The organism is Geotalea uraniireducens, assembly GCF_027943965.1.
GTDB classification, from domain to species: domain Bacteria; phylum Desulfobacterota; class Desulfuromonadia; order Geobacterales; family Geobacteraceae; genus Geobacter; species Geobacter uraniireducens.
The window spans coordinates 2920525-2932625 of the sequence record NZ_AP027151.1 but is presented as its reverse complement, the minus strand read 5'-3'; the positions used below and the strand labels follow the sequence as shown (position 1 = coordinate 2932625).

Here is a 12101-nt window from a genome sequence, read left to right as displayed (position 1 = left end):
GCGAAAAGCCGGCAGCACTTCAGCCGTCGGCGATTCTCAACTGCGGATGGTGACGATCTGTCGCTGTTCCGGTGCCGATATTCGAGACCGCAGGCGAGATTCTTCCCGCGGGTGTTGCTCCAGACGATACGGGCGGCAACCTGCAACAGCTCCTGGTGCCGGTACTTAATGTAGGCCGGCTAGCCGGTCAAGTGGCGATCGGGGATCTGAGCCGGCCGGTGCCGGGTAGGATGCCGAGCCCGTAAAATTACCGGGAGAGCCCCGCAGTGCGGCCCCCCCGGCGGGTGACAACTTAACTGTGCAAGCGGGAGCGAACCCCTCGCCGGTTCTCCTGTGCGGTTATTGAACTTTTTCTCCGTAGCGTTCCTGGTAATATTTTTTGATCCGGTCGAGCTGCTCCTTGCTCATCCCCTTGGTATACCATTCGTGGCGGAGGTCCGGCGCGAGATATTTTTGCACCAGTTCGTCATAGACGGCCGGGCCGGCCAGTTCCTTAACCTCCGGCAGGAATTCAGTATAGAAATTCTTCGAGACATCGTAGATGCCGTGCCACCATGCGTAGTCTGGGCCGGACATTGCCGCGCCGTGCCGGGCACGGCGTCCTTCGTGGTGCCAGAGTTCGAAGTACGTCCAGTCGAGCTTCTTGTCAAATTCCACCGGTTTGATCAGCCCCCGCTGCGCCAGTTCTTTCATGATGCCGGCGGCGGGGGTGGCAAATTTGCTGTCGTAAAGCTCAACCAGTTCGTCGAACTGCTTGTAGTGCCCGTCGACAAAGGGGGCGGAATGGCAGCTGCTGCAGACGTCTTTCATTGCCGCCCGATTCTGGTCGGCGTTTGCCAGCTTTTTGGAGATGGGAGGGCGCAGAGTCCAGCTGAGCCGGGTGCCGACATCGTGGGTTACTGGCTGGTCGGCGGTGGCACCCATGTGACAGGTGGCACAGGTGGGGGCCGCGGTATAGTCCTTGCCGACGACCCAGGAACGCCGATCCAGGTTCAGCTGCTCTTTCTTGGCCACATAGAGGATGCCGTGCTTCGATTCGTTGTATATTTCCATCTGGGGATGATCGGGTCCGAGGTGGCATTTGCCGCAGGCTTCCGGTTGGCGGGCCTGAGCTACGGAAAAGCTGTGCCGGGTGTGGCAGGCGGAGCAAGAGCCTTTTGAGCCGTCCGGATTGATCCGGCCGATGCCGGTGTTTGGCCAGCTCTCAGTGTCGAGCTTGCCGTTAGCCAGAACCTTGACCTTGGCGCCATGGCACTGGACGCAGCCGACCGTTGCCGCCTCGGGGCCGCCTACCACCTCGCCCAGATAGTTGTCGAGAGAATTGAGGATGTCGCCGGCCTTCGCATGATGGCTGCCGGTCATCTCCTTGACTTCCCGGGGATGGCATGTGCCGCAGTCTTTCGGGGTGACCAGCACGGCGATGGTGTAGCCGTAGTGCTTCATGGCGTCGACGTCGGTTGGTTCGGCCCGGTGACAGCTGTAGCAGTCGACCCCTTTGGCCGCGTGCCGGCTTTCACGCCAGTCCTTGACGAAGGAGGGGGACTGGGATTCGTGGCAGCCGAGACAGGCTTTCCCTTCCTGCGACAGCTTGAGGGGCGCTTTCTTCGTCCCGGCGGCTCCTCCCGCCGGAGCAAAGGCCAGTGTACCGGCGGCGACCAGCAGTAGCGTGGCAACAATGTTCCCGTTTGACATAGCTCCTCCTTTCACGGCCCGTGATAATAAGCAAGCACCGGATAATGGCAACGTTGCGCCTGGCCCCCACCGCTCCGGCATCGGCCATTGATGGACAAAGTTTACCAGGTATGGCGGGAATGGCAGGGATTTACCGTATCCTGATGTTTGGTGGGGATGTCCGCGTGGATGCCGGCCAGGCGACGACTGCCATTGATTGGGGGCCTCCTCCCGTGCCGGAGAGGAGTCGGCGCCACGAACGTGCCTGTTCAGCTGATATGCCGTGGTAAAATTCCCCGGCATCGTTGTGGTGGCGGCAGGTTACGGAAAGCTGCACTTCTTTGCTGACAGCCGATCGCGGATGATTTTGGCGAGCTGGCTGATCGCCTGTTGAGGGTTCTTGTGATTGCCGGCTCTGGCCAGCAGTGACGGGATTGCCAGGAAATCTTTCCGTTTGTGGCCGCAGACGGCACAATAATAATAATTCAGCGGCTGGCGGCCGTTGAATGTCTGCTGCAACGGTTGCTGATTCGCTTCGTGGTGGCTGTTGCCGTTGGTCGTGATGGCGCTTTTCAGCCGATAGTCGGCGTTGAGCCGGTAACTGTGGTCGTTCTCGTCGAAGATGACGCACGGCAAACGGGACAGCTCCAACAGGTACCGCTGGGCGGTTCGCAGGCTGACATTCAGTTCGGCGGCGATGAGCCGCGAATTGAGTCGTTCTCTTTCATTGAGGAGTTGCAAGAGATTAAGCGCTACGTCGAGCTTGTTCATTGCGTCCCTCCTTGGCATGATCGGCCGGTGGTAGCAGGATGGGTGGGATCATCACTGTCTTTCGCCGGGCGAAGAATTTGCGACAAGCGATTTCCGGGGTGTAGAGAGGGGTATCGCATTCATGAATCAATTATAACACCAAAGGTGCAAAAATGTACTAAAGACGACGGAATCTGTCGTCAGCATGATGTAGTATACGACCCGCGCGGTTGGGCAAGGAGTTTGCCCGGAGACGGTCCCTTATTCACTCAGGTGAAAATGGTCCTTTGCGGGAAGGGAGTGCCGGAGTGGTGCAAGCCGCCGGCATTGTCTGGATGCCGTTAAACAGGGAGGTGCTTTTGAAGTGTTGCAACATGCTGAAGTGCAACGATTGTGGGACAAACGGCAAGAATATCCTGCTCGTTGAAGATTGCGAAGATGAAGCGCTGCTGGCCAAGCGGGCACTGAAAAAAGCCGGTATCGCCAAGCGGATCGTTTGGGTGAAGGATGGTGCCGAAGCCCTCGATTACCTGCATCGGGAGTGTCTGGAAAACGGTACTCCACTTCCGCAGCTGATGTTGTTGGACATCCAGCTACCCCGGGTGGACGGCTTGGGAGTGCTGCGCGCCATCCGCGCCGACGGCCGACTCAGCGGGGTGCCGGTGGTGATGTTCTCTTCTTCGACTGAAGACCAGGACGTGCTCGATAGCTACCGCTTCGGTGCCAACGGTTATGTCAGCAAACCGGTCGATTCCCGGCTGTACGATTCGGTGCTGTGCTCGATCAGCAGCTACTGGGTGGTTGTCAACCGCTGTCCCTCCGCCGTCTGTTGAGCCGAGCGACCTGCTCCCCTGTCTCGGAAAGCAGGCCGCCGGTTACCTTTCGACCGAAGAACGTGAACCTTTTCGGCGTTCTCCCCCGCTCAATGGATGACCCAATCGCTCTTCTGCTCGACTTTCGCTCCGGTTCCGTGCCCCAACTGGACGATATAGCACCCCTTCGATGCATAGCGCTGGCCGGGCCCGAAACTGAGCCGTTCGTAGGGAGAATCGACCGCCAGGTCGATCCCGTCGACGATGTCGAGCAGGTAATCCCGATAAAAATTGGTCCGCATGTCGGTCAGCACCTCACTCAGCACCGTTCCGAGTGAGATCATCTTATAGGTGATCTGCCGGCCGACGATGGCCGGGGTTTGCTTGACCCCCCAGCTTTCCCCCCAACGGGGAGGCATCGACGGCACCGGTTGTGGCAGCCATTTGGGGTAGGTTATGTAGGTGAGATCCCGGAGTTGCTCCGGCATTGTCAATAATCCTTCCTTGAGGAGGGTCGCCGACACATAAACCTGCTCCGGGCGGGGGCCGCCGTCGGTGACGAGCGCGTCCAGCGGCGAAAGCGCTTCGGCACCCAGCCAGAGGACCAGCGCGGTCGGCTTGTCACGGCCGGTAAGCTGTTGCAGGAGCTCCTTGGTGACCGGCGTCCCGGCCGGCAGCGCCCGCTCGACCGGCGGCACGCCGCCGAATTCTGCCCAGGCAGTCCTGAAGCCCTCGGCAAAAGCGCGACCTTCCTGCGTATCCCGGTAAACCTGGACGACATTTTTTTGCAGTGCCGCGTCACCCTGTCTGCCGAGGTAGCGGGCGGCCGCTTCTCCCTCCTGGTAGACCCCCTTGGAAAAATAGAGCGTGTACCAGCTGCTGGAGGAAATGACCGGCAGGTCGGTGATCGGGAACAGGCAGGGGAGTCGGTGGTCTTCGCAGAAATTGTGGATCGGTTGCCAGCTTTTGGTCGAGATGCCGCCGAGCAGGGCAAAGACCGGCTCCTTGCGATAATATTCCTCCAGTTGGCTGCGCCAGGTTTCCGGCGGGCCCTTCAGCTCCCAGTGGGCCAGCGACATGTGTCGGAAGGCCGGATCGACCACGTTCTTCAGCATGCCGCGCCGCCGCATGTTGCTCGGCCGCAACGCCGGGTTGCTCCGGCTGCGCAGATAGCTTTCGAGGGGGGTCAGCATCTCGGTGCGTTCTTGCTGGCTGACCTCTTCGGTGATCACCGTGGCGAAGTGGATATTCGTCTCCGTCACCCCCGGCGCCGGTTCCGCGGAGAGGGATTTCAGGTAGGTAATAAGGATTCCCATATCCCGGTCGTTCAGGTAGTAGCGGGGCATGACCTGGATGAATTCCCGTCCCGCCGGGTCGACGCCGCCGCGCAGGGCTGCAGCCAGCGTCGCGTCGGTATAGGCCGGTCGCTGGGGAAAATTGCCGTATTTGCCGAGCAGGTAGATGGACAACTGGCGAATCTTGCCGGTTTCGCCCATTTCGCCCATGCCGGGCTCGCGGATTGCCGGGCGACTGTCATAGGGGATGTAGAGACTCGCTCCGTTGGTCGGCGGGGTCAGGACACCCCCCTCGAACGAGCCGAGACCGCTCCGCAGGTGGCAGCTGACGCAGGAGAACATGGTCCCTTCCACCGGGATGTCCTTTTCAACGAATGCCGTCAGCGGCTCTCCCGAAGGCAGAATCCCCTCGCGATAAATCCGCTCTCCCAGACGTAGCGTTTCTTCGCGGGAGAGCGGCGTTGCCGGCGCCTGTTCTGCCGCCCGGACCAACGGGGCGGCCAGGAACACCAGCAGAGCTGTCAGGAGCGCCATCTTCCGGAGCACGGGGCGGCGGCTTATCATGGTTTCCCCGCTTTCTGGAACTCGGCCATCAGTTCCGATGAGCCCATCAGGCCGTTGATCCTGACCCACTGAGAGGAGCCGGGGGCATGGATGAAGGTCAGCTGCTGATGGTACATCTTGTCCGGCACGTAACTGTCGAATGCCCTCATCACCGCATCGATATCCTGCCGGCTGCCGGTAAGAAAATCCCAGCCCGGTTTTGCCCGGAATTTGCCAAGATACTCTTTCATGACTTTGGGCGTATCGTGCTCCGGGTCGATGGAAATGGAGATCAACTGGACCTTCTGGGTATCGGCACCGAGCTTGCGCTGGAAACTGGCAAAACCGGCGGACAGGACCGGGCAGATGGTAGTGCAGGTGCCGTAGATGAAATCGAGGATCACCGGCTTGCCCGAGTCGATGACCGATTTGAGTTTCACTTTCGCCCCGTGCTGGTTGACCAGCACGACGTTGGGAATGGTATAGGTTTCAATGCTGCGTCGGGGCTTGTTATCCGCAGCTCCCGCAATTCCGTTCACGGCGAGCGTTGCCGCGAGCGCCAGAATCGGTAAGATTCTCGCCCGCATCGGTTTTTCTGCGGCTCCAGTTTGATTGGCTGATCGCATTCGTTCGTCGCTCCTTGGTAGAAAGTGATAATTCATTGAATCAATAATTCGGAATCATGCAAGTATTGATGGCCTGACTGGTAGGGAAATGGTTCCGAGCAATGCCACCCAAGAGGCTGCGGGACGCGTCGAAGCGGTCGACAAACGCGCTATTGTGGTTGGGGCATATTCTGCATTTCCTTTACCCGGCGCCGCAACAGCGATCGCGGCGTATTCGGCGGGTTGTAGAGCGTCTTCAGGTCCGGAGAGACGCCGGTGAGTTGGCGGACTTCATCGGCATACTGCTGGATGAGGAGTTTTTTCTCGTCGATCTGCTGTTGCCGTGCTGCCAGTTCGTCGGCCGATTCGCTCCCCGTCGTCTTCGACAGGGTGGCGATTTCCGCCTGCAGCTGTTGGATCTGCCCCGACAGCGATTTCACCCGGGCAGCGGTGCCGCTGTCCATCGTTGAGGTCTTGTTTGCCGTTCCCTGGTCGGTGGCCGGAGCGCTGCTGCTCCCATCGCTCGGGGTGCCGGTGTATTCAACGGTGATCCCCTGGTCCGTCTCGGTTATTTTTGGTTCGGCTGCCAGGGCAACCGCAGCATGGGCAATGACCAGCATCGTAATCAGCGTTTTCATGATACCTCCATCGTGCCACCGGAATGGCTCACCGCGGCCGGCGCCGTTTCCCGGAGCGTTCCGCGAGCGCCCGGTCGTCACCGGCTCATTTGATGGCGAGTAGCTCGACGTCGAAAATCAACGTTGCGTTCGGGCCGATTTCGTTGCCCGCGCCCCGGTCGCCGTAGGCGAGCTGGGAAGGAACAAAGATCTGCCAGTGTGAACCGACCGGCATCATTTTCAGGGCCTGTTTCCAGCCGGGGATGAGCAGCGAGATTTTCAGGTCCGCCGGTTTCCCCGCCTCGGTCGCGTCGAATTCGGTGCCGTCGATCAGCGTGCCGCGATAGTAACATTGGACGGTATCCGAATCGGCCGGCTTCTTGCCGTGTCCTTCTTTGAGAATCTTGTACTGCAGCCCGCTCGGCAGGGTTACGACCCCCTCCTTGGTTTTGTTTGCTGCCAGAAAACCCGCCCCTTGCTTTCTGTTCTGCTCTCCCTCGGCCCGGCGCTTCAGGACGATATCGCGCCGCACATCCGCCTGAAATTTTCGCATGACCTGCCGCAGTTCTTTTTCCGCGAGCGGGGGATTCTGGCCGGCATAGCCGTCTTTCAGCCCTTTCACCAGCAGGTCGAGATTAACGTCAACCCCTTGTTTCTTGAGGTTTTTCGCCACGTCGTAACCGATGCCGTAACTGATGATTTCCTGTTCGGTCTTAAGAGAAGGTGTTTCCTGGGCGCATACCGGGACGGCCAGCAGCGCGATTCCTACGACGGATATCCATTTCAGTCCCATTGCATCTCCTTGGTTGGTTGGGCGGAATATGCGAGGGCCAGTGCGTTGGCACTGGCCCTCTGTGCCTGCCGAAATTTTCCGGTCTGCGGCTTACATGATGGTCAGATTGCCGACGACCAGCGTCCCCTTGGTAACGGACAGGGCTCCCTTCAGAGCGGTCATCCCGGTGCTGGTTCCGAAGAGCGGGTCATAGCCGCCGCCGAAGGTTATGGTGCCGGTCGTATTGAGCGTTACCGTTGGTTCGATGAACTGGACCCCCCATGCCTGGATGGTATTTCCCGACTTGGCGGCGGTAAAGGCGGCTGCCAGGGTCGAATAGTAGACCGGCGGTGCCAGGTTGATCCGGACCGGGAGGGTTGAGCCGTTAACGCCGGTACCGGTCAGGTTGATGGCTGATGCCGCAACCAGGGCGTCGGATGTCACCTGGATGTTTGCCGACTTGCTGCCGGCGCTGGTCGGGGTGAAGGTCGCCGCGATGTTGCAGCTGGTGCCGGGGGCAAGGGTGAACGGCGTGGTGCCGCAGGAGCCGTTCTGCAGAGCGAACAGGGCACTGTCGGTCCCGCCCAGTGTAATCGCGCTGACGTTGAGCGGGAGAGCACCCGGGTTGCTGATCGTGTATCCAACGGACGGTGACGTGTAGTTGACGGCAATGCTGCCGAAGGCGGTCGAGAGCGGAGTCACCGTGATCAGCGAGGCGGCCGGGGCGACATTGGACGGTGCCGAATCGCCGGCGGCGTTGTAGGCGATGATCCGGTACCAGTACTGGGTGCCGGCTACCGCGGTGGTATCGCTGTAGGTCGTATGGTTGGCCAAGGCGTAGCCGATGGGGGCAAACCCCGAATTGGTCGAGGCCCGCTCGATCCGGAAACCGATTTCGTTGGCCTTGCTGCCGAAGGTGGCGCTGTTCAGGTAGTCGATCGGTGTCGGGTCGGTCCACGAGAGATCGTTCTGGGTAGAACTGACGCCCGTCGAGGTCAGGTTGGTCGGGGCGCTGGAAACGACTGCCGGGAACTGGAAGACGAACGGCCGCATGAAGTCGTTTTCCTCATGGCCGAGGATGTGGCAGTGCCAGACGTATTCCCAGCCGAAGTTCGCCACGACGTTGGTGATCGGGGTGGCGGGCGGGTTGCCGGTGAGCGGATCGATCTGGGTGAAGCCCATCGAGCTCCCCAACGGGATCGACGGCGATTCCGGCCGGATGCTGACCGGCAAGCCGAAGGGGAGCGACGGCGCATTGGCCCGTACCGCAACAATGATGTCTTCCAGCGGATTCATCTTGACGGTCTCTTTCCAGCCGACTTCGTTGGCGTAGGGCGGCTTCACCGTGCCGTCCCAGCCGACCCGGTTGATGACCTGGACGTTGACGAGGTGGAAATGGACCGGATGGGTGTCGACGCCGTTATGGGTGATCTTCCAGATCTGGGTCTCGCCGTCCTTGATCGTCTCGGTGGTCGGATCAGCATAGCCGAGCGGAATGGTCGTCTGGATGTTAGAGCCGGTGAACGGCAGCTCGACCCCGAGGGTGGCGTTCATTCTCCCGTGGGAGTCGAACAGTTCCTGGATCGCTTTGTTGAGGACCGGAATCTGGGCCAGCTGGCCTTCGGTAACCGTTACCGGGGTCGTCGACCCTTCCGGATAGTAGGTCAGTGTGTCGCCGGCGGTAAAGTCGAAGGTGTGCTGATTGATCGAGCCGGTGTAGATTTTCGCGTAAGTGTCGCCGTAATTGGTCAGGAAGGCGCTGTTATACGCCGACTCGGCCACGACCGGTTTGGGCTGGGTCGCGGCGTAGGCCGCCGGGAGGTTGGTTGCCAGCGGTCCGGTCGGCGAGGCGTCGAAAGCGGCGGCCGGGGCGGTGTTGCGCACGACGATCTGCATCATGGTCCGGGTGTTGGGGCCGTAGCCCGGCAATGTCGAGGCGGCGCCGCCGACAGCGGTCTGGTCGGGGTTGCCGGTGTAGTAGTCGAGGCGGGGGTCGCCAGCCGGGACCGGTGCCGGAGAGTCGTTATAGAGGATGAGCGTCTTGCCGGCAAAGGCCGAGAAATCGACGACGAAATCGGCCCGCTCTGCCGGTCCCACGTAGAGCCCGTGTTCCAGAACATTCAGCACGGTGACGCTTCGCTTGTTGTATTCGTAATTGACCGGGGTCGAGGGGATGATCGCCGGCTGCGGCAGAATGCCCCCTTCGCTGCCGATCTGGATGATATCCGGACCCATTGTGCTCGGATCGGGTACCCCGCCGACCCGGGCGTCGGGTGTTCCCCAACCGGTCCCCTGCAGCCCGCCGGTACTCGGGAAGGTCCCGCCCGGGAAATTGGGCCCGGCCGGGAAGATGGCGCCGGGAGAGAAGTTAACCATCTTGACTTCGGTACAGTTGGTGACCGGAATACTCGGATTGCTGCCGTCGCAAAGCGCTATCGCCGGTGAATTGATCGGATCGGCGGGGTTGACCGTCGTCTTGTCGGCGGCGATATAGAGGCCGAGGTTGATGAAACGGTCGTTGCTGGCGTTGAGGAGCCGGAAACGATAGGCCTTGGGGTCAACCGTGACGGTCGGGTAGAGGGTGCCGTTGATTACCGGCGTATCGCCAAACGCTTCCGGAGTGGTGCTGGCGTCACCGTACACGCCGGTCGGCAACGGATCCGGAGCCGGGAAGATCGGCCAGAACCAGGGACCCCAGTCCCACCGGCCGACGGGGTTGGTCCCGTCGAAGGAATTCGGATCCTGGTTCGTCTCGTAAACGTGGGGGAACCAGAGATCGCCGTACTTGCCCCAGTGGGTTGTATCCCACTTGGCATCCTGCTGGGCAATGTCCTGGGGAACGAAGGTCTTTTCCTGAATAACCAGCGGAATCTGGTCGGACGGGAGGGCACCGGCAGACACCAGGGCGTTTTCTCCGACGCCCGGCTGGTCGTTGAGCAGGTAGCCGGCCGCCAGACCGGCATAGACGTTGAGCCGGGTGATCCCGAGGACGTGGTCGTGATAGAACATCAGACGGGCGCTTTCCCCGTTGTTGTAGTACAACGTGCCCGAACCTTCGCCGGGGATCGGCATGTCCGGAACGTTCTCATAAGACGGGCCGACCTTGAACGGCGTAACCTCTCCTCGCGGTACCGTCCACTGGCTCGGCGTACCGTCGCTGATCCAGGGGGTGTCGCCGCCATGGAGATGGATAACCTCGCGGTTTTCGGTGTAGACGGCACAGTTGTTCGGCGTAACCGTGTTGTCGCACGGGTTGCCGTTGGCGTCGAGCGGCCCGGCCCCGGAACTCATCAGGGTCTTGTCCACCGGGATGAACAGATCGCCGTTGCGCTGGCCGGTTGTCGCATTGAAATGACCGGTGGGGAGATAGTTGGTGTACTTGATCCGCACCGGCGTTCCCCGGGTGGCGTTGATGATCGGCCCGAGGTAGTGGGGATTGTCGATTCCGTAAACCTGGACGCCGTTCGCATCCAGAATCGGTGAGCCGTCCGGGTAGTTCAGGGCGACATGTTTACTGACTCCGGCGTTCGCCGGCGTTTCCAGCTGCACGTACGCGCGCAGGGCGGTCGGGTTGGGGAGATCGCTGTGCATTTTCTCAGCGTATTCGACGATGGCGATTTCGTAGTAATCGCTACCGGGATAGGCATTCTTGTCCGGGACGCCCAGCGGCATGTACTGGCCGAGGTCGTTGGCGCCGTTGGTGTAGCCGGTGCCGGCGTTATACGAGGTCAGCCCGGGAACGCCGGGCAGGCCGTCGACAAACTTGCGGAGCGCCATGCCGGAATTGTGAATTGCTCCGGTCCAGTCGGTCCAGGTGCCGGCCGGGCTGTTGGCATAGTAGGTTGGGATCTGGATCGGTGTTCCTGCAGAGTTGGTGCTGCTCCCGACCCCGGCACCGGCAAAGGCCAGGTTTCCCCATGGAAGGGCGGCTATTACCATTGCCAGGTACATAATGGTTGTGAGATGTCGTCGCTCCATAGATTCCCCTTTTCCTACGCTGTGGTTTGATACGCACGTTTACAATGGCCTAAACTATAACAAGAAAAAATTGGCTGGCAAATTTACTGCGCAAATCTCCCTCCATTCGTCGTGGCGATTAAAAACTATCTCGCCAATTGAGCCGGACGATGGACGAAGCTCGCGTTGCTGGCTCCTCCGACGGGGGCGTCAGGCGACCATCCCTCAACTTCGTCGGTGAGTGTGGTGACAAGTGTTTGATTTTTATTGTTGTGTCTTTGTTGCTAAAATGTTTTTGAGAAGATTACCATAGTGGGAAAACGTGTCAATTACATTAAAACAAAATAATAGCAGTGCTTAATGTAACTAATTGTGTCCGCGGTCCGGGTGTTCAAGGCGAGAGTTGTCGAAGGGGATGTCTCGTGACGCTGCGGGGAGATCAGGGGGTACCGATCCTGCCCCAGACCAGATTGCCGGCAATGAACCACATGGTGCAGCCGACCAGCAGATCGAGGGCGCGCCAGGCGGCAGGACGACGGAACAACGGCGCCAGAATCCGGGCACCGTAGCCGATGCCGTAGAACCAGACAAAGGAGGCGAGCATGGCGCCGATGGCGAAGCGGACGCGTGCCATGGCGGGGTATTGGCCGGCCAGGCTGCCGAGCAGCAGGACGGTGTCGAGGTAGACGTGAGGGTTGAGCAGGGTCAGGGCCAGGGTGGTGAGGACGACCCGCAGGAACCCGGCGAGAGGGGCGTCATCGCGTGACGCTTCGAGGGTGCCGGGGCGCCAGGCCGCCTGAAAGGAGCGGAGGCCGTAAAACAGGAGGAAGGCGGCGCCGCCCCAGAGCGCCGCCGTCAGGAGCGTCGGCGATGAAGCGACCAGCGCGCCGAAACCGCCGGCGCCGAGGGCGATCAGCAGGGCATCGCAGAGAAAGCAGACGGTGCTGACGACGAACACATGCTCCCGTTTGAGTCCCTGGCGCAGGACGAAGGCGTTCTGGCTGCCGATGGCGACAATCAGGCTCGCCCCGAGGCTGAAACCGCTCAACAGCGGGGCGAGAGCCGAACTGCCCGCCATG

General features: G+C 60.7%; 9 protein-coding genes. 1 reads left to right on the top strand and 8 read right to left on the bottom strand.

Annotation, left to right across the window (positions count from 1 at the left end; translation table 11 throughout):
- Positions 1–339: 339 nt before the first annotated feature.
- On the bottom strand, positions 340–1692 hold the full coding sequence (locus QMN23_RS13690; protein ID WP_281999887.1) for a multiheme c-type cytochrome: 1353 nt from the start codon (positions 1690–1692) through the stop codon (positions 340–342).
- A 300-nt stretch (positions 1693–1992) separates the two neighbouring features.
- Complete coding sequence (locus QMN23_RS13685; RefSeq protein ID WP_281999886.1) at positions 1993–2442, bottom strand: HTH domain-containing protein; 450 nt, start codon at positions 2440–2442, stop codon at positions 1993–1995.
- A gap of 338 nt (positions 2443–2780) precedes the next feature.
- Between QMN23_RS13685 and QMN23_RS13680 the strand changes: the two genes are divergently transcribed.
- On the top strand, positions 2781–3254 hold the full coding sequence (locus tag QMN23_RS13680) for a response regulator (protein WP_281999885.1): 474 nt from the start codon (positions 2781–2783) through the stop codon (positions 3252–3254).
- An 89-nt stretch (positions 3255–3343) separates the two neighbouring features.
- Here the strand turns inward: QMN23_RS13680 and QMN23_RS13675 are convergent, their stop codons facing one another.
- The 6 genes from QMN23_RS13675 to QMN23_RS13650 all read right to left on the bottom strand — a co-directional run bounded on the left by QMN23_RS13675 (position 3344) and on the right by QMN23_RS13650 (position 12100).
- Positions 3344–5092 (bottom strand): ABC transporter substrate-binding protein, encoded by a 1749-nt coding sequence (locus tag QMN23_RS13675; protein WP_281999884.1) that lies wholly within the window; start codon positions 5090–5092, stop codon positions 3344–3346.
- Complete coding sequence (locus QMN23_RS13670) at positions 5089–5658, bottom strand: SCO family protein (RefSeq protein WP_281999883.1); 570 nt, start codon at positions 5656–5658, stop codon at positions 5089–5091. The genes QMN23_RS13675 and QMN23_RS13670 overlap by 4 nt, the downstream gene beginning before the upstream one ends.
- A 188-nt stretch (positions 5659–5846) precedes the next feature.
- Positions 5847–6314 carry a hypothetical protein gene (locus tag QMN23_RS13665; RefSeq protein WP_281999882.1) on the bottom strand — a complete coding sequence of 156 codons (468 nt, stop codon included), beginning with the start codon at positions 6312–6314 and terminating at the stop codon, positions 5847–5849.
- 85 nt (positions 6315–6399) lie between these two features.
- Positions 6400–7086 carry an FKBP-type peptidyl-prolyl cis-trans isomerase gene (locus QMN23_RS13660; RefSeq protein ID WP_281999881.1) on the bottom strand — a complete coding sequence of 229 codons (687 nt, stop codon included), beginning with the start codon at positions 7084–7086 and terminating at the stop codon, positions 6400–6402.
- Positions 7087–7176: 90 nt separating this feature from the next.
- Positions 7177–11043: a choice-of-anchor D domain-containing protein gene (locus QMN23_RS13655; protein ID WP_281999880.1), complete on the bottom strand. Its 3867-nt coding sequence runs from the start codon at positions 11041–11043 to the stop codon at positions 7177–7179.
- Positions 11044–11461: 418 nt separating this feature from the next.
- Complete coding sequence (locus QMN23_RS13650) at positions 11462–12100, bottom strand: LysE/ArgO family amino acid transporter (protein WP_281999879.1); 639 nt, start codon at positions 12098–12100, stop codon at positions 11462–11464.
- Position 12101 lies beyond the last annotated feature (1 nt).